At 47.4% G+C, this 26,507-nt stretch carries 30 protein-coding genes, 4 tRNA genes and 1 riboswitch; of the genes, 22 read left to right on the top strand and 12 right to left on the bottom strand.

Going from position 1 to position 26,507, the window contains the following annotated elements; all coding sequences use genetic code 11:
* Nucleotides 1-3 precede the first annotated feature (3 nt).
* Nucleotides 4-780 carry a DeoR/GlpR family DNA-binding transcription regulator gene (locus tag AB4111_RS09500; protein WP_442031322.1) on the bottom strand — a complete coding sequence of 259 codons (777 nt, stop codon included), beginning with the start codon at nt 778-780 and terminating at the stop codon, nt 4-6.
* A 303-nt stretch (nt 781-1,083) separates the two neighbouring features.
* On the opposite strand from AB4111_RS09500, the gene AB4111_RS09495 reads away from it, so the two are divergent.
* From AB4111_RS09495 to AB4111_RS09480, 4 genes are all read left to right on the top strand, one after another.
* A tRNA-Glu gene (locus AB4111_RS09495) sits at nt 1,084-1,155 on the top strand.
* A 106-nt stretch (nt 1,156-1,261) separates the two neighbouring features.
* Nucleotides 1,262-1,337: transfer RNA gene (locus tag AB4111_RS09490), tRNA-Lys, on the top strand.
* Between the two features lie 17 nt (nt 1,338-1,354).
* A tRNA-Leu gene (locus AB4111_RS09485) sits at nt 1,355-1,437 on the top strand.
* A gap of 172 nt (nt 1,438-1,609) precedes the next feature.
* The gene (locus AB4111_RS09480) at nt 1,610-2,035 is read left to right on the top strand and encodes a helix-turn-helix domain-containing protein (RefSeq protein ID WP_442031321.1); all 426 of its coding nucleotides are present in this window, start codon (nt 1,610-1,612) and stop codon (nt 2,033-2,035) included.
* 107 nt (nt 2,036-2,142) lie between these two features.
* Here AB4111_RS09480 and AB4111_RS09475 read toward each other — a convergent pair whose 3' ends face one another.
* Genes AB4111_RS09475 through AB4111_RS09450 form a run of 6 tightly spaced genes read right to left on the bottom strand, consistent with a single transcriptional unit; the run spans nt 2,143 to nt 6,925 of the window.
* On the bottom strand, nt 2,143-3,114 hold the full coding sequence (locus tag AB4111_RS09475; RefSeq protein WP_442031320.1) for an urease accessory protein UreD: 972 nt from the start codon (nt 3,112-3,114) through the stop codon (nt 2,143-2,145).
* Complete coding sequence (ureG, locus tag AB4111_RS09470; protein ID WP_017690021.1) at nt 3,020-3,739, bottom strand: urease accessory protein UreG; 720 nt, start codon at nt 3,737-3,739, stop codon at nt 3,020-3,022. The genes AB4111_RS09475 and ureG overlap by 95 nt, the downstream gene beginning before the upstream one ends.
* A 33-nt stretch (nt 3,740-3,772) precedes the next feature.
* Nucleotides 3,773-4,468, bottom strand: a complete 696-nt coding sequence (locus AB4111_RS09465; protein ID WP_442031319.1) for an urease accessory protein UreF — start codon at nt 4,466-4,468, stop codon at nt 3,773-3,775.
* A 32-nt stretch (nt 4,469-4,500) separates the two neighbouring features.
* Entirely contained in the window at nt 4,501-6,219 is a 1,719-nt protein-coding gene (ureC, locus tag AB4111_RS09460; protein ID WP_442031318.1) for an urease subunit alpha, read from the bottom strand.
* A complete protein-coding gene (locus AB4111_RS09455) occupies nt 6,216-6,605 on the bottom strand; it encodes an urease subunit beta (RefSeq protein WP_442031317.1) in 390 nt (129 codons plus the stop codon). Before AB4111_RS09455 ends, ureC begins: the two co-directional genes overlap by 4 nt.
* A 17-nt stretch (nt 6,606-6,622) precedes the next feature.
* A complete protein-coding gene (locus AB4111_RS09450) occupies nt 6,623-6,925 on the bottom strand; it encodes an urease subunit gamma (protein WP_253431836.1) in 303 nt (100 codons plus the stop codon).
* 315 nt (nt 6,926-7,240) lie between these two features.
* On the opposite strand from AB4111_RS09450, the gene urtA reads away from it, so the two are divergent.
* The 5 genes from urtA to urtE all read left to right on the top strand — a co-directional run bounded on the left by urtA (nt 7,241) and on the right by urtE (nt 12,088).
* On the top strand, nt 7,241-8,437 hold the full coding sequence (gene urtA, locus AB4111_RS09445; RefSeq protein WP_442031614.1) for an urea ABC transporter substrate-binding protein: 1,197 nt from the start codon (nt 7,241-7,243) through the stop codon (nt 8,435-8,437).
* Nucleotides 8,438-8,624: 187 nt separating this feature from the next.
* Nucleotides 8,625-9,530, top strand: a complete 906-nt coding sequence (gene urtB, locus AB4111_RS09440) for an urea ABC transporter permease subunit UrtB (RefSeq protein ID WP_036610830.1) — start codon at nt 8,625-8,627, stop codon at nt 9,528-9,530.
* A gap of 21 nt (nt 9,531-9,551) precedes the next feature.
* Nucleotides 9,552-10,643, top strand: coding sequence for an urea ABC transporter permease subunit UrtC (gene urtC / locus AB4111_RS09435; RefSeq protein WP_442031316.1), 1,092 nt, complete (start codon nt 9,552-9,554; stop codon nt 10,641-10,643).
* Nucleotides 10,606-11,415 (top strand): urea ABC transporter ATP-binding protein UrtD, encoded by an 810-nt coding sequence (urtD, locus tag AB4111_RS09430; RefSeq protein WP_442031315.1) that lies wholly within the window; start codon nt 10,606-10,608, stop codon nt 11,413-11,415. The genes urtC and urtD overlap by 38 nt, the downstream gene beginning before the upstream one ends.
* Nucleotides 11,393-12,088 carry an urea ABC transporter ATP-binding subunit UrtE gene (gene urtE, locus AB4111_RS09425; RefSeq protein WP_442031314.1) on the top strand — a complete coding sequence of 232 codons (696 nt, stop codon included), beginning with the start codon at nt 11,393-11,395 and terminating at the stop codon, nt 12,086-12,088. Before urtD ends, urtE begins: the two co-directional genes overlap by 23 nt.
* Nucleotides 12,089-12,116: 28 nt before the next feature.
* Here urtE and AB4111_RS09420 read toward each other — a convergent pair whose 3' ends face one another.
* From AB4111_RS09420 to AB4111_RS09410, 3 genes are all read right to left on the bottom strand, one after another.
* Nucleotides 12,117-12,752 carry a hypothetical protein gene (locus tag AB4111_RS09420; protein WP_442031313.1) on the bottom strand — a complete coding sequence of 212 codons (636 nt, stop codon included), beginning with the start codon at nt 12,750-12,752 and terminating at the stop codon, nt 12,117-12,119.
* 27 nt (nt 12,753-12,779) lie between these two features.
* On the bottom strand, nt 12,780-12,989 hold the full coding sequence (locus tag AB4111_RS09415; RefSeq protein WP_442031312.1) for an XRE family transcriptional regulator: 210 nt from the start codon (nt 12,987-12,989) through the stop codon (nt 12,780-12,782).
* Between the two features lie 264 nt (nt 12,990-13,253).
* On the bottom strand, nt 13,254-13,955 hold the full coding sequence (locus AB4111_RS09410) for an urease accessory protein UreF (protein WP_442031311.1): 702 nt from the start codon (nt 13,953-13,955) through the stop codon (nt 13,254-13,256).
* A 421-nt stretch (nt 13,956-14,376) separates the two neighbouring features.
* Between AB4111_RS09410 and AB4111_RS09405 the strand changes: the two genes are divergently transcribed.
* Nucleotides 14,377-14,459 (top strand) — tRNA-Leu (locus tag AB4111_RS09405).
* A 149-nt stretch (nt 14,460-14,608) separates the two neighbouring features.
* On the opposite strand, the gene AB4111_RS09400 is transcribed toward AB4111_RS09405, so the two are convergent.
* The gene (locus AB4111_RS09400; RefSeq protein WP_215076520.1) at nt 14,609-15,088 is read right to left on the bottom strand and encodes a glutathione peroxidase; all 480 of its coding nucleotides are present in this window, start codon (nt 15,086-15,088) and stop codon (nt 14,609-14,611) included.
* Between the two features lie 370 nt (nt 15,089-15,458).
* Nucleotides 15,459-15,634: riboswitch (cyclic di-AMP (ydaO/yuaA leader) on the top strand.
* A gap of 115 nt (nt 15,635-15,749) precedes the next feature.
* Here AB4111_RS09400 and AB4111_RS09395 point away from each other — a divergent pair.
* Entirely contained in the window at nt 15,750-16,148 is a 399-nt protein-coding gene (locus AB4111_RS09395) for a hypothetical protein (RefSeq protein ID WP_235193755.1), read from the top strand.
* 127 nt (nt 16,149-16,275) lie between these two features.
* Complete coding sequence (locus AB4111_RS09390) at nt 16,276-16,959, top strand: HAD family hydrolase (RefSeq protein ID WP_442031310.1); 684 nt, start codon at nt 16,276-16,278, stop codon at nt 16,957-16,959.
* A gap of 135 nt (nt 16,960-17,094) precedes the next feature.
* Here AB4111_RS09390 and AB4111_RS09385 read toward each other — a convergent pair whose 3' ends face one another.
* Nucleotides 17,095-18,390, bottom strand: coding sequence for an Nramp family divalent metal transporter (locus AB4111_RS09385; protein ID WP_442031613.1), 1,296 nt, complete (start codon nt 18,388-18,390; stop codon nt 17,095-17,097).
* A gap of 386 nt (nt 18,391-18,776) precedes the next feature.
* Between AB4111_RS09385 and AB4111_RS09380 the strand changes: the two genes are divergently transcribed.
* The 10 genes from AB4111_RS09380 to AB4111_RS09335 all read left to right on the top strand — a co-directional run bounded on the left by AB4111_RS09380 (nt 18,777) and on the right by AB4111_RS09335 (nt 26,504).
* Complete coding sequence (locus tag AB4111_RS09380; RefSeq protein WP_253431868.1) at nt 18,777-19,196, top strand: organic hydroperoxide resistance protein; 420 nt, start codon at nt 18,777-18,779, stop codon at nt 19,194-19,196.
* Between the two features lie 210 nt (nt 19,197-19,406).
* The gene (locus tag AB4111_RS09375) at nt 19,407-19,652 is read left to right on the top strand and encodes a zinc ribbon domain-containing protein (RefSeq protein WP_036610816.1); all 246 of its coding nucleotides are present in this window, start codon (nt 19,407-19,409) and stop codon (nt 19,650-19,652) included.
* A 99-nt stretch (nt 19,653-19,751) separates the two neighbouring features.
* Nucleotides 19,752-20,030, top strand: a complete 279-nt coding sequence (locus AB4111_RS09370; RefSeq protein WP_264931978.1) for a hypothetical protein — start codon at nt 19,752-19,754, stop codon at nt 20,028-20,030.
* A 180-nt stretch (nt 20,031-20,210) separates the two neighbouring features.
* Nucleotides 20,211-20,633 (top strand): thiol-disulfide oxidoreductase DCC family protein, encoded by a 423-nt coding sequence (locus tag AB4111_RS09365; protein WP_442031309.1) that lies wholly within the window; start codon nt 20,211-20,213, stop codon nt 20,631-20,633.
* 61 nt (nt 20,634-20,694) lie between these two features.
* Nucleotides 20,695-21,558: a DUF6612 family protein gene (locus AB4111_RS09360; protein WP_442031308.1), complete on the top strand. Its 864-nt coding sequence runs from the start codon at nt 20,695-20,697 to the stop codon at nt 21,556-21,558.
* A gap of 217 nt (nt 21,559-21,775) precedes the next feature.
* Nucleotides 21,776-22,159 carry a VOC family protein gene (locus tag AB4111_RS09355; RefSeq protein ID WP_442031307.1) on the top strand — a complete coding sequence of 128 codons (384 nt, stop codon included), beginning with the start codon at nt 21,776-21,778 and terminating at the stop codon, nt 22,157-22,159.
* Between the two features lie 160 nt (nt 22,160-22,319).
* A complete protein-coding gene (locus AB4111_RS09350; RefSeq protein ID WP_442031306.1) occupies nt 22,320-23,537 on the top strand; it encodes a nucleotide-binding protein in 1,218 nt (405 codons plus the stop codon).
* Nucleotides 23,537-24,838, top strand: a complete 1,302-nt coding sequence (locus AB4111_RS09345) for a CpaF family protein (RefSeq protein WP_442031612.1) — start codon at nt 23,537-23,539, stop codon at nt 24,836-24,838. Before AB4111_RS09350 ends, AB4111_RS09345 begins: the two co-directional genes overlap by 1 nt.
* A gap of 40 nt (nt 24,839-24,878) precedes the next feature.
* Nucleotides 24,879-25,622: a type II secretion system F family protein gene (locus AB4111_RS09340; protein ID WP_442031611.1), complete on the top strand. Its 744-nt coding sequence runs from the start codon at nt 24,879-24,881 to the stop codon at nt 25,620-25,622.
* A 12-nt stretch (nt 25,623-25,634) separates the two neighbouring features.
* Complete coding sequence (locus AB4111_RS09335; RefSeq protein ID WP_442031305.1) at nt 25,635-26,504, top strand: type II secretion system F family protein; 870 nt, start codon at nt 25,635-25,637, stop codon at nt 26,502-26,504.
* Nucleotides 26,505-26,507: the final 3 nt, after the last annotated feature.

Raw genomic sequence — 26,507 nt, 5'->3', positions numbered from 1 at the left:
TATTTACAACTCCTTATCATCTGTAGGTTCAGGAATGAGAATCTCGACCTGTTGCTCGGCTAGAAAAACAAGCCATTCTTTGGTTGGCCATTGATCCGTAATCAATACATCTACCAATGACCAGTCGGCAAAACGATAACCATAACGTCTATCAAACTTGGATTGATCTGCAAGAACAATGACTTTCTTGGCAGCCTTCATCATTTGGTGTTTTATTTTGCCTTCCTCTTCGGAAGCGCTGAAGCCGTCCATGGTGATACCGCCAATTCCGATAAAGGCTTTATCTACATAATAGTGGGAGAGGGTCTCGATCACAGAGGTACCGTAGACATAACGTTGTTCCTTATCGACTTTGCCACCGAGCAAACGAATCTGGACAGCCGTGTGATTGGAGAGAAGATCAGCGGAATGAATCGAATTGGTAATGACAGTACAGGATTTGCCGTTCAAATTCTCGGCACAGGCCTGCACGGTCGTGGAAGAATCCAGAATAATGATCTCGCCTTGTCTTACAATAGCGGCAGCGAGTTTGCCGATGGCTCTTTTTTCCTCAGATACATCGAGTAAACGGTCTTTGTAGGATCTGAACTTTTGCGGAGGAGGGGGGAGAATTGCACCGCCACGTGTTCGAATGATGGCATCCTGTTCCTCGAGCTTGATCAGATCCCTGCGAGCAGTATCCCGTGATACATCAAACAAAGTGACAATATCATCGGCTGAGATGCGATTGTGTTTGTGTAGATGTTCAACAATGAGCTGCATTCGTTCTTCTTGAAACAAACATGTCACCTCCAAGTGTATGGATGACCGTACTTATCATGATACTTTAATTATAAGTATTCTTAATGTGATTTGCAATATTATAAGTTAACGTAAGTTTTTGTAAGTGTTTTGATGGATGGTTTACATTTTTCCCGTACAGGGGTGACATTGGCGTGCATGTGGAGGCGGCTATAATGGTCTCTGATAAGCAGTTTACAAAGGAAAAAGGCTTGAAAAATAAATTTTAAAAAAAGTATTGCAAGTTCAAATTGTCCTGTGGTATACTCATTCTTGTCGCCAAGAAAGACAACTTGTTATTAAGGCCCGTTGGTCAAGGGGTTAAGACACCTCCCTTTCACGGAGGTAACAGGGGTTCGAATCCCCTACGGGTCATATCTTCACCACCTCATGAGATTTATATTTTCGATGAGAAATCCTCTAAGTCATTGCTCTTATAGACAAGAATGAAGCATGGCACATCCGGTGAAGTTTACAGCAAGAGCCATTAGCTCAGTTGGTAGAGCACCTGACTTTTAATCAGGGTGTCGAAGGTTCGAGCCCTTCATGGCTCACCATTTTTACAATTGAATATGCGGTCGTGGTGGAATGGCAGACACGCTATCTTGAGGGGGTAGTGGGTGTATACCCGTGGAGGTTCGAGTCCTCTCGACCGCATCACAGCAACAACGTTATAAGATAGACTTCCATGATCATTCGTGGAAGTCTATCTTTATGTTATACGATATACCTTATCCTGTTCCGGGTATATAAAGGCTGAGCATTCAGGAATAATGTGGTATAATTTAAGCAGATGAGTTGATTATTACGGTTGGAAGGCGGTTCTTGTATGCAGTCGATCTATGAGCGAATTGAACACCTGATTGCCGAACGAGGAATGACCAAAAAGGCTTTCTGCCAACAGCTGAAGATTAGCACAGGCAATCTGGGTGACTGGAAACGTGGCAAGTCTATTCCGAGTACGAATAAATTAATTGAGATTGCTTCGTTTTTTGATGTGAGCCTTGACTGGCTCATGATTGGGCGTCCATCGAAGGAAGCGATGGTTCGGGAAAAACGGGAGGATTATTTTTTTGACGTTTTGCGGCAATTGAATTGCCAAGAAAGTGAATTATCGACTGTGGAACAGTCTTTTATCAGCGAATATATTGAGTTCACCCGTTACCGCAAATCCAAGGAAAGCAAGGATGCAGGCGAATATCGTTATAAGCCTGAGAACAAATCAGAGAACAATTCTGATGAGAACGAAGCGTAAGTGATATGAGCAGCATCCATAGACTGAATGAACAAAAACCTCTGGACTAATCCGAATCACTCGGAAAAAGTTCAGAGGTTTTTTGGTGTTAACTATGCTTCATGTCCTTATTTGCGAAAGACAAGAGTTTCTTTGCCCAGCAGCTGGGGACGAAGTGTGTTCCAGATCTGAAGGCACTGTTCCTGAAGCTCCCAAGCGGCCATGCCAAGAAGTCGAATACCGATACCCCCAGTTGCCAGCAAGCTCGCACCTGCGAGCATTCGTCCATCGGGTGGCAGCGCGGATCTGACTTGTTCCAACTCCGCAGTGCCAAGCCCCGGGGCGATTATCCACAATGCAGCGGTATGAGTGTAGTGAAGGAGGGACGCTGAGTGTTTGGGGTCATCGGTTTCCGGTACGAGTCCGAAGCGATCCCAGACAGCCAGTTGCTCACCTTGCCATATCTCCGTCAAGCTGCGGTAGCGTTCGAACTGGAACGCTTCTCCCCGATGAATCCGTCCGGCAGACCAGATATCCGCATAGGCAAGAATGGCCTGTTCTTCCAGCTCAAAGGTTACAGCGAGTGAAGAAGAACTTCCCTTGAAGGGAATGACGCATTCCGGGAAGTATTCCAGTGTGGCTCCTTTTCCCAACCGAAAGTGATGATTAACGGATGAGGGAAGGGAAGGTGTAGGATGAAGCCTGGTCGCTGATGTACTGCTCAGCATGACATGCGTGCCTTCACCTAATTCCCACTCGGAATGATAATGATCCCCGTTAAGGACTCCGGGAGAGACGTCTGACGTGTACACACATAATTCGGTTCCGCCTCCGGGAGGTCGAAAGGATCGGCTAAACCGGAGAGGGGCGCTGTAATAACGATCGGTCATAACCGTCCGCTCGCCTTGAAAGGCAAAGGTGGCCCGAAGCTCGCTGCGGCGCGTGACGGGCTCACCTGTACTTTCGTTCCGATTCATCTCTGTCCCGGTGGGAACAGAAGATGAATTAATGTGAGTGAGTGCCATGTTCATGGCTGTGTGAATGCAGATGTGCAGCGGAAGCATCGTCATCCATATACTGATGTTCAAGCCAGTGGACAATCTCGGATACACCTTCACCGCTCATTAGATTGGACATGACATAAGGGCGGCCTTCGCGTACCCGCTCGGTATCATTTTTCATAACTTCCAGGCTTGCTCCGACGTAAGGGGCGAGGTCGGTTTTGTTGATTAACAGCAGATCTGAACGCGTAATGCCAGGACCGCCTTTGCGAGGAAGTTTCTCTCCTTGGGCAACGTCGATAATGTAGATGAACACATCAGCGAGTTCCGGACTGAATGCAGCGGAGAGATTGTCGCCACCGCTCTCGATAAAGATCAGTTGCAGGTCTGGGAAACGTTCAATCAACTCGTCAACCGCTTCGAAATTCATGGAAGCATCCTCACGAATAGCCGTGTGCGGGCATCCGCCTGTCTCTACACCGATAATACGTTCTGGTGCCAATGCATTCTGACGCAGCAAGATCTCGGCATCTTCCTTGGTATAAATGTCATTTGTGATGACAGCGAGGCTATAACGTGTACGCAGTGCCTTGGACAGCTTCTCGACAAGGGCTGTTTTGCCTGAACCTACCGGTCCGCCAATGCCAATTCGCATCGGACGACTCCGATCAAATGCCTTACGTTCCCACTCCGGATGATGCGTATGATTAGCTCCTCCACACATAACAATTCCTCCTAGGTTAGATATAAGTTGTAGTTAAGACATAAACAGCCGCGCGGGTAAGATCTCGTGCCGCATGGCGTAGATTTCCTGGGCGATTCCAAAGCTGTGCATGTCCTCCGGGTCATTCTCCCGGATGAGAGTCCATTCCGCTTCAATGTCATGAAGCAGTTTCTGAATCAGCATTTGCGCCTCGGTTTGACCGATGGGCAGAAGGCGAAGTGCGCTGTTTACATAAGCGTTAACTGAGGTATACAGGTGCCCGGTAACGGCTTCATCCAATTCAATCTCCAATTGATAGTTGATATAACCGTGAATGGTCGTGATGCCACAATACGCGCCGTATTCCCGTATGGCCTCATCTATCAGGGTGAAGTCCATCCATGGATAGAGTGAACGGGCGAGTTTAAGTAGTCGCTTTCCCATTTTGTGGCCGCTCTCCCTGAGTTCCCGAGGGGAGCGCTGGGCGTGGACACGTTTGTCATACAGGGCAAGTAGAGCGGCATCTTGCTGATGTATTGCCTGATAGACTCCTTTGATGGCAAGGCCGTCTATTCGCACTAGACTGGAATGAAGCTGGCTGCGAATAAACTGTTCAAGTTGCGCGGTATTCCGCACGGTGCCGTCATGTGTGTAAGCTTCCAGACCGAAGGAATGGGAGAAACCACCGATGGGCAGGGCTGAATCCAGCAGTTGAACGTAACGAAGTAGCTTCGTGCCGCTATTCATCATGAGTGCCCCCTTCTCAGCTAACCGTATTCAGATCAAAACATACAGTAGCGCTGTGCCATAGGCAACTCGTCTGCGGGTTCACAGGTGAGCAGCTCGCCGTCGGCGCGTACCTCATAGGTTTCGGGATCGACTTCAATGATAGGGGTGACGTCGTTATGAATCATGTCTTTTTTGCTTACCGAGCGGCAGCCTTTAACAGGTTCAACCCGCTTTTTCAGCCCTAATATCTCTTTGATTCCCGCATCTGCTGCGGCTTGGGAGACAAAGGTGATTGATCCGTTGGCAATGGCGCTTCCATAGGCTCCGAACATCGGTCTGCCAAAAACCGGCTGAGGTGTCGGGATGGATGCATTGGGATCACCCATCTGGGCGAATGTAATCATGCCGCCTTTGATGACAATCTCGGGTTTTACACCGAAGTAGGCTGGTTTCCATATGGTTAGATCTGCCAGCTTGCCGACTTCCACCGAACCGACGAGGTGTCCGATTCCATGAGCGATCGCTGGATTGATGGTGTATTTGGCGACATATCTCTTGATCCGATCGTTATCGGAAGGTGAATCTGGGTTGAGTTCAAGTTTGCCGCGCTGTTTTTTCATTTTGTCGGCTGTCTGCCAAGTGCGTATAATGACTTCGCCCACTCGGCCCATGGCTTGTGAATCCGAACTGATGATGCTGAACACCCCAAGATCATGCAAAATGTCTTCGGCTGCAATCGTTTCGGGACGAATTCGCGAATCGGCAAATGCCACATCTTCCGGAATGGAAGGGTCCAGGTGATGGCACACCATCAACATATCCAGATGTTCTTCTACAGTGTTGCGTGTGTACGGTCGTGTTGGGTTGGTGGATGAGGGGATGACGTAGGACTCCCCAGCGGCCCGAATAATATCCGGTGCATGTCCGCCACCAGCGCCTTCCGTGTGGTACGTGTGGATCGTCCGGCCATTGATCGCGGCCAGGGTGTTTTCGAGAAATCCGGTTTCGTTCAGTGTATCGGTATGGATAGCGACTTGAACATCATGTTCATCGGCGGCAGTCAGGCAGGCATCGATAGCGCTCGGGGTAGTTCCCCAATCCTCATGCAGCTTCAGACCGATTACACCCGCTTCAATCTGTTCGATTAAAGGTGCGGTGCTGGAGCTGTTGCCTTTGCCGAGGTAACCGATGTTCATGGGAAAAGCCTCTGCGGACTCCAGCATTCGGTGAATGTGCCAGGCCCCTGGTGTGCAGGTGGTGGCTTTGGTTCCTGTTGCTGGTCCTGTTCCACCGCCAATCATGGTCGTTACCCCGGAGGATAATGCAGTCTGAATCTGCTGTGGACAGATGAAATGAATATGGGTATCAATTCCGCCAGCGGTTACAATCATGCCTTCACCAGCAATGATTTCGGTGGAAGCGCCGATGACCAGCGCGGGGTGAACCCCATCCATTGTATCCGGGTTACCTGATTTGCCAATGGCGCAGATATGACCATCCCGAATACCGATGTCTGCTTTTACAATGCCCCAATGATCAATGATGATGGCGTTGGTAATAACGGTATCAGGAGTACCGTCACTGCGCAGGGCGGAGGTGGACTGGCCCATCCCGTCGCGGATGACTTTGCCACCCCCGAACTTGCTCTCATCTCCGTATACAGCATAGTCATGTTCGATCTCTGCCCATAGTTCGGTATCTGCTAGTCTTACGGCATCCCCAGTTGTGGGTCCGAACATCGAAGCATATTGCTCGCGACTCATTCGTTTCATGAAGGCTCACCTCCATCCTGTATGGGAGGGGAGAACGTCTTCAGGAATGCCTCCAGTTTCTGTGGATCGGGTTGTTGATCCGCTGAGCCTTCCGTTAATCCATTGAACCCGTGAATCTGGCGTTTGCCGCCAAAGGTCGTTAGTTCGACGGGTTTCTCTTCACCAGGTTCGAAACGGACGGCGGTGCCTGCCGGAATATGCAGACGGTGTCCAAAAGCTGAAGTGCGATCGAAGTCCAGCGCGGCATTAACTTCATAGAAGTGAACGTGAGAGCCGACCTGGACGGGACGGTCGCCGCGGTTCAGGACAATCAGGCTTAGGGTTGGACGATCCGGATGACAGATGATATCGTCATCTGGCTTCAAGCGATATTCACCAGGAATCATAGCTTCTCCTGCCTTTCTCAGCGTATAGGTTCATGTACGGTAACGAGTTTGGTGCCGTCAGGAAATGTGGCTTCTACCTGTACTTCAGGGATCATATCAGGAACGCCATCCATACAGTCTTCGCGTGTCAGGATGGTGCCTCCGTGTCTCATTAAATCGGCAACACTCATTCCATCCCGTGCCCGTTCCATGAGTTCGGAGGTCAATAAAGCGATGGCTTCGGGAACATTTAACTTGAGTCCGCGTGCTCTTCGTTCACGGGCGAGGTTGGCGGCCACGGTAATCAGGAGTTTTTCCTTTTCCTGCTCAGTCCAGTGCAAGGTAATCCGACCTTTCGCTTATAGAGTCTGATATATTCGTGGAACATATTGTATGTTAAATATACTCACACAGGGTGAATCCTTTGTCAATAAGCTTCAAAGCTTATTAGCAGCATGCATGAAACGAGTAGGCATAAAATAAAATTATGTTAGCTATATTGACATGATGAGTGTAACGCTCCATAATTTGGATCAACGAACATTTCCGGTGTAAATGACCTTAATGTTCGGCAATAGACTAAAAAAAGGGAGTGTAGGCTATTGAAGAAGAGGACGGTCAAGTTATGGAGTATTTTGCTGGGTGCGGTCATTGTCATGACAGGATGTGTGGAGGGTACAGCTCCACCTGAAGTCTCAGGTTCGGGTGGTACAGGAGAGCAGGCTGCATCCGGTGATACGATTAAAGTGGGCATTCTTCACTCCCTCAGCGGAACGATGGCAATCAGTGAGGTATCTGTTAAAGATGCCGAGATGCTTGCTATTGAAGAGATTAACGCCGCGGGTGGAGTTTTGGGTAAGCAGATCGAGCCGGTAATTGAGGATGGCGCTTCGGATTGGCCCACTTTTGCGGAGAAGGCTGGAAAGCTGCTGCAACAAGATAAGGTTGCTGCTGTATTTGGCGGTTGGACCTCTGCAAGTCGGAAGGCTATGCTCCCGGTGTTCGAACAGAACAAAGGTCTATTGTTTTACCCGGTGCAATATGAAGGATTGGAATCGTCGCCAAATATTTTTTATACAGGAGCAACAACCAATCAGCAGATCGTTCCATCCGTAACCTGGTTACTGGAGAACAGGGGCAAGACGTTTTATCTGCTCGGTTCGGATTATGTATTTCCAAAAACGGCCAATCAGGTCATCAAAGCGCAACTCGCGGCTGAGGGCGGCGAAGTGGTGGGTGAGGAATACACACCGCTGGGACATACCGATTACAGTACAATCATTAGCAAAATCAAGGCTGCGAAGCCGGATATTGTATACAATACGCTGAACGGAGATAGCAATGTGGCCTTCTTCAAACAATTGAAGGATGCCGGAATCTCCTCAGATCAGATGACGACCCTGTCAGTAAGTGTAGCGGAGGAAGAAATCCGTGGTATTGGCGCAGACGTATTGAAGGGGCATCTGGCTTCGTGGAATTATTATCAGACAACGGATACGCCTGAAAATGCAACATTTGTTGCCAAGTATAAAGAAAAATACGGTGCTGATCGGGTGACAGCAGATCCGATTGAAGCGGGATACGTTGCGGTATATCTGTGGAAGGCAGCAGTGGAAAAGGCAGGATCAACTGACGTAGAGAAGGTGAAGGCGGCTGCCAAGGGTCTGGAGTTTGATGCCCCGGAAGGTAAGGTAACCGTGGATGGAGAGAATCAGCATATCTACAAAACTGTACGGATCGGTGAGGTGCAAGAAGATGGGCAGTTCAAGGAATTGTGGAATTCTGGCACACCTGTCAAGCCGGACCCTTATCTGAAAACGTATGAATGGGGAGCTTCCCTTAGCGCCAAATAACATAGAAACCTCGTAATAAACACAGGTAACTCGCTTCAAAGCAACCCGAACAGAAACGAGGGTGTGACAACACATCCTCTCACCGTATTGCGGTAAAGCGTTGATGCGATAACTATATGTGTGTATGTGACTGGGGCTGATGAAGTCATGTGCATAGCGAGACTCACGTATGGAGGAGGGGATAGCGATGGATATGTTTATCCTGCAGATGTTCAATGGTCTGAGTATCAGTTCAATTCTGTTGTTGATTGCACTCGGTCTGGCGGTAACGTTTGGGTTGATGAATGTCATCAATATGGCTCACGGTGAACTGATCATGATCGGTGCGTACGCCACATATGTAACACAGAATCTGTTCATGTCCTATGCTCCAGCAGCGTGGTTTGGTGCCTACTTTGTTGTGGCTTTGCCGATTGCGTTCATCGTAGCTGCTCTGATTGGCTGGTTGCTCGAAGTGGTGCTGATCAGGCATCTATATGGCAGGCCGCTTGACAGTCTGCTTGCGACATGGGGCGTAGGGATGATGCTGCAACAACTGGCCCGTACGATATTCGGAGCGCCGAATGTGGGGGTATCCAGTCCGGCTTGGCTCAATGGAGGATTGGCGATCTCGGATGGCATTGTATTTCCGTACAAGCGAATTTTCATTATCGCATTGGTTGCGGTTGTGCTGCTGTGTATGTATCTGTATATCTATCGAACATCATCCGGAAGACGAATGAGGGCTGTGATGCAGAATCGGAGTATGGCAGGGTGCCTTGGAATTTCGACTCGGCGGGTGGATGGCATGACCTTTGCCATTGGTTCGGGCATCGCCGGAATTGCTGGTTGTGCATTAACGCTCATTGGTCCAATTGGCCCTTCCCTTGGCACGTATTATATTGTGGATGCATTCATGGTCGTTGTTCTGGGCGGCGTAGGGAAATTGGTTGGAACTGTGTGTGGTGCACTGGGAATTGGTATGTTCAACACGCTGTTCGAAACGTATACCTCTGCCTCCATTGGCAAGGTGCTGGTATTTGTGTGTATCGTTGCTTTTCTGCAATGGAAACCACGTGGCTTGGTCGCAATGCGTACACGGAGTCTCGATTAACGTGAAGAAGGGGGTTAGTTCATGTCGGCATTACTCAAGACTGGCAGTCTGAAAATGAGGATCATCTGGGCGGTTGTGCTCATCATGATGTGTCTTGCTCCACTGATCTCCACGGAGTTTCGTCTGAGTCTGTTAGCCAAGTTTTTGGCGCTGGCGATCCTGGCCATTGGTCTCGATCTGATCTGGGGATATGGGGGTGTGCTGAGTTTAGGGCACGGCGTGTTCTTTGGGCTGGGTGGTTACGCGATGGCAATGTATCTGAAGCTCCAGGCCAGTGGATCAACGCTTCCTGACTTCATGGGGTGGAGCGGTCTCAGCGGTCTGCCGTGGTTCTGGGAACCGTTTCGTTCTTTCCCGGTGGCGCTATTGTTGGGGATAGCCCTTCCGGCATTGCTTGCTTTTGCCCTGGGATGGTTTACGTTCCGTAACCGGATCACTGGTGTATATTTTACTATTCTTACACAAGCCTTGGTTCTCATTACGGTGACATTATTTGTTGGTAAACAGGAATGGACGGGTGGAACGAATGGCATTACCGGGTATAATTCAATCTTTGGTTTTACACTTCATTCGGCAGGAACAACAATTGCTCTCTACTATATAACGCTTGCTGTTCTAGTGATCGCTTATGTGCTCTGTCGTCGAATGGTGAACAGTCGGTTCGGCCAAGTGCTCGAAGCTGCACGTGATGGAGAGAATCGGGTGCGATTCCTCGGATATGATCCGGCAGGATATAAAACGCTGGCTTTTGCTTTTTCCGGTGCGCTTGCAGGCATCGCGGGCATGTTGTTTGTTCTTCAAGTTGGTATTATCTCACCATCCATGATGGGGATTGTACCCTCCATTGAGATGGTCCTGTGGGTCGCGTTGGGTGGTCGCGGTACGCTTATTGGAGCGGTCATCGGAGCGGTGGTGCTGAATGCAGCCAAAACAGGTATAAGCGAGGCTTACCCCGAAGGCTGGCTGTTTGTCATTGGTGGGCTATTTGTAACGGTAGTTTTGTTCATGCCAAACGGTATTGTAGGTGTGTATCGTCATGTCGTTCGCTTGCTGAAGCGGAGAGGAGAGAGAGCGCATGTCCAAGTCACTCGGGAAAAACCTGAAGTCTACTAAGGATTCGGCGGTCCTGGTAGCTGAGGATATTACGGTGGCCTTTGGCGGGTTCGTTGCTGTCAAAGGCATGAATCTGAAGCTGCTTAAGCATGATCTGCATTTTCTGATTGGACCGAATGGTGCAGGGAAAACGACGATGCTGGATGTGATCTGTGGTAAAACCAAACCGTTGTCCGGCTCGGTGAAGATGGCGGATGGCGTGGACTTGACGCGACTGAAGGAACACCAGATTGTTCGCAAAGGTGTAGGACGCAAATTCCAGGCGCCGTCAATCTTCGCGGGTCTGACGGTGCAGGAGAATCTGACGCTGGCAGCGGAGACTCGCCGTTCCCCTTTGCAAGCCATCGGTATTCGTCGATATGGGAAAATGAGTGCTGCCATGGAGCGTGTTACCCTCCAGATTGGTCTGCAAGACCGCGTTGAGACTCGTGCAGGAGCGTTATCGCATGGGGAGAAGCAGTGGCTGGAGATCGGCATGTTGCTTCTACAGGAGCCACGTGTGTTGTTACTGGACGAACCAGCCGCGGGAATGACGGATGAAGAAACCCACAAGACAGGGCGACTCCTGCAAGAGATTGCGCGTGAACGCTCGGTTGTGGTGGTGGAGCATGATATGGAGTTTGTGCGAGAGTTCGCAGCCAAGGTAACGGTAATGCATGAAGGGAAACTGCTGAAGGAAGGTACGATGGCGGAGGTACAGGCAGACCCGAAAGTGGCAGAAGTGTATCTGGGCAAAAGGAGGGATGACCATGCTGTCGCTGCAACGAATTGAATCCGGCTATGGGGAGAGCAATGTGCTTCGTGGTGTGAATCTGGACGTACAGCCTGGACAGGTGGTGTGTCTGATGGGCCGTAACGGTGTAGGTAAAACCACGTTGATGAAAACATTAATGGGGCTGCTCAAAACACGCAAGGGCAGTATTCAGTGGCAACATCAGGAGTTATCCACCTTGGACACAGCTAAGCGCGCAAGGGCAGGAATCGGTTATGTACCGCAGGGGCGGGAGATTTTCCCGCAGCTTACGGTGAAAGAAAACCTGTTGCTTGGCCTGGAGACAAGTGCGCCGGGTGTAAAAACGTTCCCAGAGGATGTGCTGGCGATGTTTCCAGTGCTTGCTACGATGTATGGACGGCAGGGCGGGGATCTGAGTGGTGGGCAGCAGCAACAATTGGCATTCGCCCGGGCGTTGGCTTCACGTCCGGGGTTGTTACTACTTGATGAGCCGACAGAAGGCATCCAGCCTTCTATCGTGGAGGACATTCGGCAGGTTATTTTGCAGCTCAAGGCAAAGGGAGACCTCTCTGTTCTGCTGGTGGAGCAGAGTATTGATTTTGTAAAGAGTGCCGCAGATTATATCTATATCATGGACAAAGGAACCATCACCCTGCATGGGACACCGCAAGAACTGGATATGTCACAGTTTGAACACCATCTGTCCGTGTAGTTGTATTTAGCGTGTTGAGTAGAGAGGTTCAGGAACGCTTGTCCAGGATATTCGAGTATTTCGGATATAACCGCCGGATGCATTCCGGGCAGATGTCATGGGTGAATTCGGCGTGGGTGTGCTTCTCCAGATAACTCTCAACGGAGGTCCAATGTTCCTCTTCGTCCTTGATTTGTTTGCAGACGGCGCAAATAGGCAACAGTCCACGCAATGTGCGCACTTCAGACAATGCCTTCTTTAATTGGTGTTCTGTCTTCCTCTGTTCGGTAATATCCATGTGTGCAATCAAAGCGAGATCGGTATCCAGAATTGAATTCGTATGAGATAGAGGGGTGAGATCCACGCGAAACCACCTCTCTTCGTTGTATGCAGTATACACGCAGATGTCATATGTATGATTTCGATTAAAGGGTATTCCGCGTTCTTTCAAATTCTGTGCGACAAGTGCCATGTTTGCGTTCTTGCTTCGTATTGCCCAGGCTTCCGTCAGATGCAGGTAGTGTTTATGATTAATATTCGCATCCGGGTTAGGTGATGGTTGGCCGAGTCCCTGTTGCCAGGCACGGTTACAACTGTGGATGATCCAATTGTGATCAACGATGATGAGCTGGTGACGTATGGACTGGAACGACAGCCTTTCCAGATCGGATGTAACATGTCTCATGGATGGGACCCTCCTTTGACAGAAATCTTATCTCGGTTCATCTGGAATATCCAAAATATCAGCGACCATGTGCCTGAATCGGGTTGCTTTGCGTGTGCCGTGAATGAGATTGGATAGACGGTAGGGTGGAATGCCGTGCTGTTCACAAAAGGTCTTCTGGTCCACTTGTAGTTCGGTTAGCCGTCGTTTGATGGCCCATCCGAACGGAGTCACTGGTTTTTTCTTGTTCTTGTTCAAAAGGGTTCACCCCTGGTTAGAATGTAGTATTCAGTCGCCCTTTCTTCATGTAGAATATATAGAAATGCGAGCTGTATATTTCATTATATACGTAAATGCGTCATCTAACAATTAAAAAAGACGGAAAAAAGTGTATTTTGTGATGTTTAATGGCGTAAATACGTTAAATAAACAAATAAAATGACAAAAAACACGACGGCAAGGAGGTTGCCGCGTGTTTTTTAGTTTGTCTGAATGAAGGGGGAGGTTTGATGAGGAAGAGAACTAGGCCCTATAGGCATGAAGTCCAGCTCCAAGCATATGGAAACTGGGGAAAAATGATTTCATGGACATCGAGGTTGGTTGTGCCAGTCCATCCGCAGCGGAGGCGCTGACGGTATTCCATTCATTCTCAAGATCCGTGGCCAGGCGGACCATCAGATCTTTGGTTGTATCGTTGTTCAGGGGAATGACTTTGGAGGCTTCGGTTATGCAGGCATTCATGGCTGAATGCAGGTAACCAAGGACCGCTTCCTCAACCGGGATGTCGAGGTGGTGGTTAATCCAGGCGTGAACAGTGGAGAGGCAGCCAACCGAATCGTATTTGGCGAAGATCTGTTCGAGCTGGCTGAAATCAATCCAGGGGTGCAGAGCGCGTGCCAGTCTGATCAATCGTTTTCCCATGGCGGCAGCTTGTTCTCTGAGATCTCCAGGAGTTCGCTGAACATGGACCAGTTTGTCGATCAGAGCTATCCGCCATGTATCCTTGTGATCTGCTGCGGTATAGATGCCTTTGATGGCCATGCCTTCAAGACGAACAATGCTGGGATGCAACTGACAACGCATGAATGATTCGAGATCTTCAGCATTACGAATGGTACCCTCCCTGATATGGATATCCATGCCGAAGGAATGGGTAAACCCTCCAACCTGAATAGAGGAATCAAGCAGTTTGACATAATCGAGCAGCTTATTCCCACGGTTCACAATCATTCGCCTCCTGTGTTCGTTAAATGTCATATTAAGTGACATTTATATTCTTTTTTGTTTGCTTTATGTTTGAAAATCCGAATTATATGATAGTTATCATCCCATAAATGTCCGCATTTTGTCAATAGAATTGGTGGGATTTAATGTATTAAATCTAAATTCAGTTATATGTGTTATTTTATATTACGTATAATGTAAGTTGTGAGTTGCAGGGAGGACTATATATAATGAATCAACAAAATCGGCTCTAGCCGAAAAAAGAGGGGATCGAATCTAATGATATGCAGTTCATGGATAAACATGACGAGAATATGCGTTTTTTGAGGAAAATGCCTACCCAAAAAGAAGGTTTAAAAAATACTTTACTTTTAGTTCTGAACCCGGTATAATCAATTCTGTTGCCGATTATTTACGACATGCGGTCGTGGTGGAATGGCAGACACGCTATCTTGAGGGGGTAGTGGGCGTATGCCCGTGGAGGTTCGAGTCCTCTCGACCGCATCATATGAACGATTAAGAAGAAGCTTTCCATTAATGGAAAGCTTCTTTTTTTGCTTTTTTGAACAGTCTGACATCAAGGTTTGAGAAAAAAAGGCCATCCATTACCGGGGACGATTGTACCTTCCCTTCCAGCTATGGCGGCCCATGTATTATTTTTGCAGCAAGTTCTTGATATCTTCTTCAATTTTGTCAGGTGTTGTTTTGGGAGCATAACGTTTAACTACCTGTCCGTTCTGATCCACGAGGAACTTGGTAAAATTCCATTTGATTGCTTTGGAGCCGAGCAGGCCGGGTGCTTCTTTGCTAAGGTGCTGGAAGAGAGGGTGAGCGCTTGAGCCGTTCACATCAATTTTCTCAAACATCGGGAAGCTTACGCCATAATTCATCTGACAGAACTCGGCGATATCGTCGGAAGATCCTTTTTCCTGTGCAAACTGGTTGCTTGGAAAACCAAGGACTTCAAATGGCGCATCCTGGAACTTGTCTTGCAGTTCTTGCAGACCTTTGAATTGAGGAGTAAGTCCGCATGAGCTTGCCGTATTCACAATCAGTAACACTTTATCACGGTAGTCGGACATTTCAACTTCTTGACCGCGAAGGGTATTCACTTTGTAATCGTAGACTGTCATCTCAATCGCCTCCATGATATCATCTGATACCTCTTATTATATTGGTTGCAATTAATTAATGCAAAACTTATATGGTGTTAAATGAATCAAAACAGGCAAGTTGTGCAGATTGCGTGAATGAATTGCGAAGTGATTTTCACCAGAGTGAGAATTAGATAGCCTTGAAGAGGTAGATAGAGTATAACCATATTGTAAGCGTTATTATATATGAATAATGGCGAAAATCTGTCGATTCGGTGATCTGTCCGGACTTTACACCGCCATGGCACGGGTGTATGATTCATAACGTAATTTCAATTTAAACTAAATTGTACTTGAAAAACGAAACAAACGATAATATCGCTCGATCTTAACTTAAGATATACGAACGATGTTTTAATCGCTGAGTTTCCATTCATTCATGAGTGGGAAACGGGGGAACCAACAGAATGCGCTGTCTTGGACAGTAGGCATTCATGGGGTGAATTTTCCGGTGACAGCCGGAAATAGGGCGACTCTCGCGCCCGAATCCGTCAGCTAACCTCGTAAGCGTTAAAGGGAGAGGCAACAAGCCGTACGCTGATTCATGGCGTTTTCGCCATGGGTTCTTTAAGAAGCGTTCGGGAGGCCTTGGTCCCCCACGCTTCTTTTTTGTTGTCTTTTCACGCCAAGGGAGGAACGAATGATGGATACTGAGATGATCTTAGTGACTGCTCCTAATGAAGCAGGACGCAAATTTATCAAATTGCTGATGTACAAAAAAATGCCGTTTGCCGTTCTAACCAACAGTGCAGGGGAAGAGCGCAGACTCCGTAGAATCGGAGTAGAGCATGTCATTCGCATGAATACGGCTGCAGCTCAAAAATGGTTTTTGCCGCAGGGCAGTGTGGGCAACGTGTTTATTTTCGAGAATAGCCTGAACCTGACCTGTCGTTATTTACAGATATGTCGATCATGGACATCGAAATCCCTGTGCGTCATTACGGAGCAAAGCCATCCGAAGGGAATCTATCGGGGAATGGGTGCAGACCGGATTGTATATTCGCTTAACGGAGAGGTCGGCTTTCTCCTCAATGGTTAATGCCATAGCTTGTGATTGCTCAGGTGTAAGGTGCCTGTTATAATTGAAAGTATCGATAAACGGAAATTTGAGGAGACTCATGCATGATGGTGAGTCTTCTTTTTTATGCTTACAAGGAGGAATTGGCGTGCCGGATGTGAGTGGATTAAAGTGGTTGTTTTTTGATGTTGGAGATACACTGGTGGACGAATGGGAGCCGGTTGATGATATTATCGGACAGTTCGTCCGCGAAGCCAGTGCTTTGGGGTATCCGGTAAAGATTGAGGCGGTACGCGAACTGTTCGCGAACTGTTACCAGAAATATGAGCAATGGCCTATGAGGGTGGCGATCCGCACATTCATTGAAGACGAGGGACATCAGAAACAGATTCAGGACAAGCTGAAGTTTCAAAAAGATCTTGAACGTCCTTTTCCTTCAGCGGATTCCGTTCTTCAGCAGTTGTCGCGGTATTATCGCATTGGCATTATTGCCAATCAAAGTCCTGGAACGGAAGAAAGACTGGAGAGTTACGGACTGCGGAAGTATGTTGATGTTCTGGCCTGCTCGGCTGAAGAAGGGGTGTCCAAGCCAGATCCAGAGTTATACGCTGTAGCCTTGAAACAGGCAGGTTGTGCGCCAGAGGAAGCCGTCATGGTCGGGGATCGGATTGATAACGATATCATTCCTGCCCGGAAGCTGGGCATGCATACGATTCGAATTATGCAGGGTTATGGAAGATTCCAGCCAGACCGATCGGATGATGAACGCGCGGATTGGACTGTGGATTCATTGGATCAACTTCTGCCTTTACTTGTGCCGGATCAGGATTAGATGATTGTTTGTTAGAGCTAGAGTTTTACTGCAAAAAGAAACACGTTGCTGTACTGCAACAATAAAGGCTGATCAACTTGGTATTGAATACCGGAGTTGATCAGCCTTTTTAGTATTTAGTCGATCAGAACGAGATCAGAATAACCGGATCGTCTGAATGATCAGATACACATTCAGCACAACGATAATCGCTGTAATGACCCATGAGATGATTTTGAGCCACATTTTGTTGGCGAATGCACCCATGCTTTTTTTATCACTCGTGAACATCACCAGAGGGATTACTGCAAAAGGTAATTGAAGAGACAGCACAACCTGACTCAAAATGAGCAGTTCTTCTGTGCCGTGTTCTCCTGCGATTGCTGTGACAATTACTGCCGGGATGATAGCGATCAGACGTGTGACCAGTCTGCGCAGCCAAGCCGGAATCCGAATGTTGAGGAAACCTTCCATAACAATCTGCCCAGCGAGTGTACCTGTAAGGGTAGAATTCTGGCCTGATGCTAACAGCGCCACACCGAACAGGATACTTGCGATTGTAGTCCCTAATAGGGGTGTGAGCAAGTGGTAGGCATCTGAGATCTCGGCAACCTGCGTCATGCCGGCACTATGGAATACAGCAGCTGATACAATCAGGATGGCCGCATTGATGAACAAGGCGAGTGTCAACGCGATTGTAGAATCCATGGTCGAGTACCGAATAGCTTCTTTTTTGCCCTGTGGGGTCTGTTCGATCTGACGGGTCTGCACAATGGAAGAATGCAGATACAGATTATGCGGCATCACAGTTGCTCCAATAATACCAATAGCGATATAGAGCATGGCCGGGTTTTGCAAAATCTCAACATTTGGTACAAAACCATGGAGAACACCGCCCATATCGGGTTTCGCCAGGAAGAGATCAATACCGAAGCAGAGGGCAATGGTCGCCATTAGCACAATGACGAGAGTCTCCAAAGCACGGAAACCTTTGTTTTGCAGTACAAGAATCAGGAGTACATCAACTGCGGTGATAATAACGCCATATAACATGGGGATGTTAAATAACAGCTTTAATGCGATGGCAGAACCTATGACCTCAGCCAGATCGGTAGCTGCAATGGCCAGTTCACACAGAATCCATAACATGACGACAACAGGCATGCTGAAGCGTTCGCGGCAGGCTTGGGCCAGATCCCGTCCAGTGACAATTCCAAGCTTTCCAGCCAACGATTGAAGCACAACGGCCATCAGATTCGAGAGCAGGATGACGGATAACAAGGTATACCCGAACTGCGATCCGCCTGCGATATCTGTTGCCCAGTTGCCGGGGTCCATGTAACCTACGGCAACGAGGTAACCTGGCCCTACAAAAGCGAGGAATTTCTTCCACCATGCCGCATTCTGCGGTATTTTCATGGAACTATGTGCTTCTCCGAGTGAAGGGGCCATGCCTGCAGTAGACAATGATTCTCTTGAAGGAGCGTTGAATGGATTTTCTTTACTCATACGTTTATCACCTGACTCTTTGGAATAGTGATGCGGGACGAACCGCTCAAGATATATCTAAATTTTTATGTTTATTGTTACATTGTACTCCTTCAATAATTTTTGTCTAGTGCAACTTTTATGTATTAACACAAAATTTATGTTCTAATTTGAAAATGCCCTTTTTTATATTACCCAACCTCAGAAAAAATACAGACATGGAGATAGGATGCATGAAAATAATAAAGATGTAAAAGCTGATAAAGATATAAAATGCGTTTCAAATTGAGCCAGAAGTTTAAATTCAATTGAAGGCATTTAAAACTATATGGATAAGGGAGAGATTCTTAATGGAAGCTTTATATACAGCAGTAGCAACAGTTAAAGGTGGACGTACAGGTTCTGTGGCTTCTTCGGATGGCGTGCTCAAACATGATCTGAAAATGCCCAAAGAGCTCGGAGGTCCCGGTGGTGAAGGTACCAACCCTGAACAGCTCTTCGCCGCTGGATATGGAGCATGTTATGAAAGTGCCCTTGCCAATGTAGCACGTAAAGCAGGTGTGAAATTGGAGAATGTGGTCGTTACAAGTAACGTATCCATTGGTAAAGACCCTGCGGATGACGGTTTCCAATTATCTGTTCGCTTGGACGTGAGTATGCCTGGTGTGGATCACAGTCAAGCAGAAGATCTGGCCCGCAAGGCACATGATTTCTGTCCATATTCCAAAGCGACACGTGGCAACATTGATGTTGTTTTAAACGTAGTCTAAGATTTGACTCCCGCCAAGTAAAGGGGAACATATAGAGCAGGGTATCCCAGATACCTGATGTTCGACTACAAAGCCCTGCTGGCAATCGGCAGGGTTTTGTGTTGATTATAATATAAGGACAGGATGCAGGAGATCAGATGCCAGATCGCGTACTTTTTACATAATTGCACTCCCACTTCATGCTACACATTCCATAAAGGGGGAACGAAGATGAGTATTGAAGAGATGATTGAGCGCCGATTTGTATGTACAAAATGCAGGGGCACGGATTGTAACATTAAGGAAGTTTCCATGTCAGGAGCAGGCCTGAGCAAGATGTTCGATATACAACATAACCACTACCTGTTTGTGGCTTGTGCTTCCTGCGGCTATGTTGAAGTATTTGATCCGGATGTTTTGAAAGGTAAAAAACAAGGACAGGTAGGGACGATTCTGGATATTCTGTTTGGCGGGTAGACATGCGCGAGTTGACATTGAACTGAATTTTCTTTAATATAACTTAGTACTGAGTAGTGTCATTGCATGAACCAAATTTGAATTAAACAGGTGATATCCATGTCTTATAGACCGCGTATTGCAGATTTAGAATTAGCTTATGGTAACAAGGAAGACGGATTGTATGAATTCAAAATGAATTTGGTAGACGGTACAAAATGCCGTGTATTCTACACCCGTTCTCCGGAATGGAAGATGACCAATATCAGCCGTCTGCAGAAAACGCCTTGTCCAGTATGTCGCAAAGATTTCATTTGCAAATGTATGGACCAGTGGGCAAGTGACCTGCATCAACAAATGATCGATGACCAATGGATGGAAAAGGCAATTGCTGAGTAATTGCCGGACAGATACGAGCGTGGGCACAGTGCCTGCGCTCTTTTTCTTTTATTTCCTAACAATGCGTGTTCAAAAGCGGACTTTTTGAACTACCTCTAGAAGAAATAAATTTAGAATTAGTGAACAAGAAGGCTCAGATTGGGTAAGTTACTCTAACCGCAACAATAGGAGGCAGTCAATATGACAGCAAATCAAACAGATGTGCATCAGGGACATCCCATCGTACTGGTGGATGGCGTCTGTCACTTCTGCCAGGGCTTAACCAAATGGATTATCAAACGTGACCCGGAAGGGAAATATCATTTTGCTTCGCTCCAATCGGATGTAGCCAAGGCACTGCTAGTGAAGGGCAATCTGTCGACAGACAGTATGGATACTTTTGTTTTGATTGAAAATGAAAAATACTATACACGTTCAACGGCCGCACTACGATTGGCTAAAGGTCTGAAGTTTCCTTATCCATTGTTATATGTGTTCATTATTGTACCGAAATTTATTCGTAATGCAATCTATAATTGGGTTGCTCGCAACCGTTATCGCTGGTTTGGCAAGGATGAGGCGTGCATGTTGCCTACCCCGGAGATCAAAGATCGATTTTTATGATTAATAACGGAAATAATTGGGTAATGACTACAGATCATATCTATTTTGGGAGGACAACAACTTGAAGAAGTGGACTACATTATTTATCGGGGCATTATTAGCAGTGAGCTTGGCAGCATGTGGTAACGACACAGATAATACGGCAACGCCGCCAGCAACTAACAACGAAACATCCAACGAGGGCAATACACCTGCGGAGCAGGAAACAAAGATCCCTACCTTAGACGAATTGATTACCAAAACCAATGCAGCAACGAAAGAAATGAAAAGCTTCACAACTGAAGCAAACATTGATCAGAATCTGAAACTGGATGCTGGTGAACAGTCCCAGGATCAACAGGTCAAAACATCGCTCAAGATGGATATTATCAAAGATCCAATGATGATCTATCAAGAAATGAATATGGAAATGTCGGGACAGGAAGCTCAGAATGTGAAGCAGTATATCACTTCGGATAAAATCTACTCCCAAGTTGGGGAGCAATGGGTTGCGATTCCTGAAGCTCAAACTGCTGCATTGATTGAGCAGATGAAAGCAAGCATGAATCCAGAAGGTGAATTGGAGCAATTCAAAAAGATCGAAGAAGATACTGAAGTAACCGAAGAAGGCGACAATTATGTGATTAACGCTGACGTATCCGGTGATAATGTAAAAGAACTGGCCAAAGCCGTGATGGAGCAAAACGGCTCGGATGCCCAGATGCAAGCTATGCTTGATCAGATGAATATTACCAGCATGAAGATGAAATACATGATCAACAAAGAAACGTATTTGCCGGCAAGTACGGATGTAACCATGGTCATGGAGATGGAACAGAATGGACAGAAAATGACGATGGACATGAAGATGAACAGTACGTTCTCCAACCATGATCAAGTGGAAGAGATCAAGATACCACAAGAAGCATTGGATAGCGCTAAATAAGTTGGCTAGCACAATTGCCAAATGAAATGCTGAAGATCATTTAAAGCGATGAACGCACATCATTGTGTACCGTTTACAGGCACCTCTGAACTAGATCTGTGTGAACCGAGAGGTTTACCGGATTCAAACAGGGGTGTTTTTCTTTTTAGAGGAGAATATGTTCAGGGTCCAAGGTGTTATAGTATAGTCATATTGAAGTAGAGAGGGGAGATCAAAGATGATCGAATATGCACACATCCACCATGTTAGTCTGGCTGTACGTGATCTGGAAATCGCGAAAAAGTTCTATTCGGGGTTACTGGGAATGCAGGAGATTGAACGTCCGCCTTTCCGCTCCACAGGTACATGGTATGCCATCGGTAGCCAGCAGCTTCATCTGTTACAGCACCCCGAGGGTCACACGTTACGCGAGGCTGGGATTGATACAACAGACGGCCACTTTGCGATCTGGGTGACCAGTTATTCAGGGACTATAGCTTGGTTGGAGCAGCAGGGAATTGAGTACGAAGCGAGACCTAATAGTGTAGCGGGATTCGCACAGATTTTTGTACTTGATCCCGACCGTAACATTATTGAGTTCGATTCACCATATCAATCCTAAGGGTGCAGGGTTAGAATAAATCCCTTGCTCCACCAGAAATTGTATGCTATATTATCCATACATTCATAGCACGTGACGGAAGCACCGTCCATATACTGCATATTCATGCGGTTATTGGGCGGTGCTTTTTTGTGCTTTTTGACAGGGAGGGAAGGAAAAATTGATTGTACTGAAGGTTGTTCTGGTTTCAAAGGATAGAGATTACATTAGCGCCTGGCTTGATTATGTACAGGGAGATTCGTCTGGTTTCCATGTGCGTTTCACGGCATTCTCCCAAGGGGATTCGTTCAAGGATCATATGAATCAGCAGGAAGGTCGTGAATTACCGGATCTGGTTATTGCGGAACCGGAGTTTCTGAATGACTGGCTCAATAACGGGGGAGAAGGATCAGGTGTACCTTGGCTGATGCTTAGTGAAGGGATGGAAGAGGTGGAAGAGGCCAAGCGGCTGATGAAATACCAACCCTTGCCTGCTTTGCTGGATGCTGTGATGCATGCTTGTCGGCAGCCACGCCGCAAGAAGATACACCATCCAGGGCAAGAGACTCTCTCCATCGGTGTAATATCCGCTTCGGGTGGAAGTGGCAAAACGGCAGTAGCCCTGCATATGGCGAAGCAACTGGGACTTGCAGGTTATGCTGTTCTCTATCTGAATCTGGAGACGCTGGACAGTGCGCTCCCGTTTCTGGAAAAGGGACTAACTAGAAGTGGGCAGCGCCACCCGGATGCGGAGACGGGATTGTCACGCCTGTTATACGATCTGAAGGTGGGCAGAAAGGAATCCGGCAAGCAGTTACAGGCGCTATCGAAGGGCGTAGATGGATATGTGGTCCGGCATGAAGCATTGAAATCCGATGTGTTCTGGCCATTATCGAATCGGAAAGAATTGTTGCAAATGACTCGTGAGAATACGTCGAATCTGCTTCGTTATTTAACCGATTGCGGACAATATGACATGCTGATCCTGGATGGGGATTCCGGTTGGGATGGGCGCAGTGAAGGGGTGCTGGATACAGCAGATGCATTTGTCTGGTTGGTTGAGGATGATATATCTGCCATGCATCGATGGGGACAATGGTTGCAGCATGCTGAACGAACGAAGCCAGATTTGTACGAAAGTATGCTGGAGCGTTCACGCTTTGTGGTTAACAAATATCGGGACAATGTCGTCAATGCACTCCCACGTCCTGATCTGCATCTGGATGCAGTGTTGCCCTTTATCCCTTCTTGGAAACAACTCAGTCAGGAGGAAGTCATGCTTAGTTCACCGATCTTCCAACGTGAAGTGAAGAGATTATGTGCCATGCTGGTACAAGATGGTGAAGAAGAATTGAAGCAGACGGGACGAATTCAGAAGCAGGATCGGTGGGCACTATGATGGATTCATCCAATAGAATATTGGAGCGTGAAGAACAGTTTCAGATGATGCGCAGGGAAGTCAGGGCTGGGCTCGATCTAACCTCTTCCGCAGGAGATGATGAACTGTGGCAGGGGATAGAACGTAAAGTTCTCACTGACCCGAAGCTGGATGATCTGACCTCAGGAGAGCGTCATACGCTGGTGCAGCGATTGTTTGACTCCTTTCGTGGATTGGATATTTTGCAGCCGCTCGTGGATCATCCCGATATTACGGAGATTATGATCAATAGTCACAAGGAGATTTTTGTGGAACAGGAAGGTGAAGTCAGCCAGATCACCCTTGAATTTGAGTCAAGGGAACGGCTCGAGGATATTATTCAGATGATTGTGTCCGGGGTAAACCGGATTGTGAATGAGTCTTCACCAATCGTAGATGCCCGTTTAAAGGATGGTTCACGGGTCAATATCGTGTTGCCTCCTATTGCCTTGAAAGGCCCCACGATGACGATTCGTAAATTCCCCAGTGAACCGATGAAGATGTCTGATCTGATTGAAAAAGGTGCCTTGCATGAAGAAGCCGCAGAACTGTTGCAACAGTTGGTACGGAGCAAATATAACATTTTCATTGGAGGCGGGACCGGATCGGGAAAAACGACCTTTCTGAACGCACTATCACAGTTTATCCCTGCCGATGAGCGGATTATTACCATTGAGGATTCGGCTGAGTTACAGATTGTTACGGTACCGAATCTGGTATCACTGGAAACGCGGAATGCTAACACCGAAGGCAAAGGGCAGATATCCATTCGGGATCTGATCAAGTCTTCCTTACGGATGCGTCCGAACCGGATTGTGATTGGGGAAGTCAGGGGCGCAGAAGCGCTGGATATGTTACAGGCCATGAACACCGGCCATGATGGATCATTGTCTACAGGGCACGCGAACACGATTTCCGACATGATTAGCAGACTCGAAACGATGGTGCTCAGTGGTGCGGATCTTCCTATTGCGGTTGTAAGGCAGCAGATTAGTTCGGCGATCGATATATTTGTACATTTATCCCGGCTAAGGGACCGCTCACGGCGGGTGACAGAAATTAGTGAAGTGATTGGCATGCAGAATGGTGAGGTTTTGTTGAATCCACTGTTTCGTTTCCAGGAACAAGAAGAGCGTGAAGGCAAAATTATTGGCGGGTTAGTACAGGTTGGAAAGTTGAATCAGGTGGATAAAATTCAAATGGCTGGGCTCGGGGGATGGCTGGATGAATACATAGAACAATATAGAGTTGAATCAGATTCATCAGATAACAACGTGAATTAAAGTCATTGGAAGGTGATTACTGTTGGGTGAAGCCAGACAGATGTTGACGGATTACACCGTATATACGCTTTCCCGGAGACAACGAATGGTTTGTATGTTGATTAGTGGTCTGCTTTTTTTTGGCATCGGAATTCTGTTCTACCATCACTGGTTGGCTGGAGCTATCCTGTCTGCGGGTTGCATATGGGTACCAAAACATTGGACTAAAGTGCTGCTGGAACGAAAAAGAATGACACTCAGTTTACATTTTAAGCAAGCATTATATGCATTATCTTCGGCACTTGCCGCAGGAAAATCGGTGGAAAATGGATTCAAGGAATCCGTGGAGGATCTGCGAATGTTGAACCCGGAAGCGGATACCGATCTGATTCGTGAGTTCACGATATTGCGGACACGGATGGAGTATGGACAACCGATTGAAGAAGCACTACAGGATTTCTCGGATCGGGCGCAGATTGAGGATATTACGAATTTTGCAGATGTGTTCATTACGTGCAAACGAACTGGCGGTGATCTGGTTGAGGTTGTGCGCCGTACCTCTGCGGTGATTGGTGAGAAACTGGATATTCAGCAGGATATTATGGTCGCGGTATCACAGAAAAAGTTCGAATCGAAGGTGATGTTTGCCGCTCCATTTATTTTTTTGATATTCCTCAATCTGACCGCCAAGGACTTTATGGAGCCGTTATATAGCGGGATGGGTTACCTCATCTCTAGCGGTGCCTTGGCAGTACTCGCCTGCTGTTATCTGTGGATTAATCGCATTATGGATATCAAAGTATAAGGAGCTGAAACGATGCTGCTTCCCGTTATAGTCGCAGGGATGCTCGGAGCGGGATGGCTGGCGCTGGATCGAACCCGGGGACAGACCTACCGGCATCTGCGCAAGCTGGATATGGAAGGATTACGACTGAAGAAATTGCATGGTCCCTTCCTGTTTATATTGGACAAGTTCGAGATTGGACGCAGATTGCCTGTGCTCATGTTTCGGATGCAACATGCCATTCAGAAAATGTATGGCATACAGCACAGTGGGGAGAAAACGATGCTCTATTGCGCTGAAATGTTAACCTACACGTGGCTTATGTTACTGGCAGGTTGTCTGTTAACACTTGTTGGAGTTATGGGCATCGGGGGTATGGTGGGTGGACTAGCGTTAGGAATAGCTTTACCTTTTGCACTCTATAGAGACCTCAATACCAAGGTCCAGCGGAGAGATCAGGACATCCTTATGGAGCTGCCCGAACTATTGAACCGAATTGTTCTATTAGTGGGCGCTGGGGAGACTGTTCAGCGTGCCATCGTTCACTGTGTCACAAGCCAGGGGGAACGAGATCATCCGCTGTACAACGAACTTAGAAAGACCGTGGGAGATTGGAATAATGGGTACTCGTTTCAACAATCATTTGAACAGTTCAGTCGCCGCTGCGGTGTACAGGAAGTGACGATTTTTACAACAACGGTGCTGCTGAATTTCCGGCGTGGGGGAGGTGACTTTGTATTGGCGCTGCGGGATCTGTCACATGTGTTGTGGGAGAAACGCAAAGCTGTCAGTCGGGCGAAGGGAGAACAGGCTTCTTCCAAACTGGTGTTTCCGATGGTACTGATCTTTTTTACGATTGTGGTCATGATCGGTGCACCTGCTTTTATGATGATGAATATGTAGGAG

Source organism: Paenibacillus sp. 2KB_22, from assembly GCF_052115745.1.
Lineage (GTDB): Bacteria > Bacillota > Bacilli > Paenibacillales > Paenibacillaceae > Paenibacillus.
Note: the sequence above shows the minus strand (reverse complement) of the source record. Positions and strands in the feature narration are given on the sequence as shown.

Coding starts and splice junctions, on each gene's coding strand:
- AB4111_RS09480 (WP_442031321.1), top strand. CDS start 1,610: ATGCAGTCGATCTATGAGCGAATTGAACACCTGATTGCCGAACGAGGA.
- ureG (WP_017690021.1), bottom strand. CDS start 3,739: ATGTGTGGAGGAGCTAATCATACGCATCATCCGGAGTGGGAACGTAAG.
- AB4111_RS09465 (WP_442031319.1), bottom strand. CDS start 4,468: ATGATGAATAGCGGCACGAAGCTACTTCGTTACGTTCAACTGCTGGAT.
- ureC (WP_442031318.1), bottom strand. CDS start 6,219: ATGAAACGAATGAGTCGCGAGCAATATGCTTCGATGTTCGGACCCACA.
- AB4111_RS09455 (WP_442031317.1), bottom strand. CDS start 6,605: ATGATTCCTGGTGAATATCGCTTGAAGCCAGATGACGATATCATCTGT.
- urtA (WP_442031614.1), top strand. CDS start 7,241: ATGACAGGATGTGTGGAGGGTACAGCTCCACCTGAAGTCTCAGGTTCG.
- urtB (WP_036610830.1), top strand. CDS start 8,625: ATGGATATGTTTATCCTGCAGATGTTCAATGGTCTGAGTATCAGTTCA.
- urtC (WP_442031316.1), top strand. CDS start 9,552: ATGTCGGCATTACTCAAGACTGGCAGTCTGAAAATGAGGATCATCTGG.
- urtD (WP_442031315.1), top strand. CDS start 10,606: ATGTCCAAGTCACTCGGGAAAAACCTGAAGTCTACTAAGGATTCGGCG.
- urtE (WP_442031314.1), top strand. CDS start 11,393: ATGCTGTCGCTGCAACGAATTGAATCCGGCTATGGGGAGAGCAATGTG.
- AB4111_RS09420 (WP_442031313.1), bottom strand. CDS start 12,752: ATGAGACATGTTACATCCGATCTGGAAAGGCTGTCGTTCCAGTCCATA.
- AB4111_RS09400 (WP_215076520.1), bottom strand. CDS start 15,088: ATGACAGTCTACGATTACAAAGTGAATACCCTTCGCGGTCAAGAAGTT.
- AB4111_RS09395 (WP_235193755.1), top strand. CDS start 15,750: ATGATGGATACTGAGATGATCTTAGTGACTGCTCCTAATGAAGCAGGA.
- AB4111_RS09385 (WP_442031613.1), bottom strand. CDS start 18,390: ATGGCCCCTTCACTCGGAGAAGCACATAGTTCCATGAAAATACCGCAG.
- AB4111_RS09380 (WP_253431868.1), top strand. CDS start 18,777: ATGGAAGCTTTATATACAGCAGTAGCAACAGTTAAAGGTGGACGTACA.
- AB4111_RS09375 (WP_036610816.1), top strand. CDS start 19,407: ATGAGTATTGAAGAGATGATTGAGCGCCGATTTGTATGTACAAAATGC.
- AB4111_RS09370 (WP_264931978.1), top strand. CDS start 19,752: ATGTCTTATAGACCGCGTATTGCAGATTTAGAATTAGCTTATGGTAAC.
- AB4111_RS09365 (WP_442031309.1), top strand. CDS start 20,211: ATGACAGCAAATCAAACAGATGTGCATCAGGGACATCCCATCGTACTG.
- AB4111_RS09355 (WP_442031307.1), top strand. CDS start 21,776: ATGATCGAATATGCACACATCCACCATGTTAGTCTGGCTGTACGTGAT.
- AB4111_RS09345 (WP_442031612.1), top strand. CDS start 23,537: ATGGATTCATCCAATAGAATATTGGAGCGTGAAGAACAGTTTCAGATG.
- AB4111_RS09340 (WP_442031611.1), top strand. CDS start 24,879: ATGTTGACGGATTACACCGTATATACGCTTTCCCGGAGACAACGAATG.
- AB4111_RS09335 (WP_442031305.1), top strand. CDS start 25,635: ATGCTGCTTCCCGTTATAGTCGCAGGGATGCTCGGAGCGGGATGGCTG.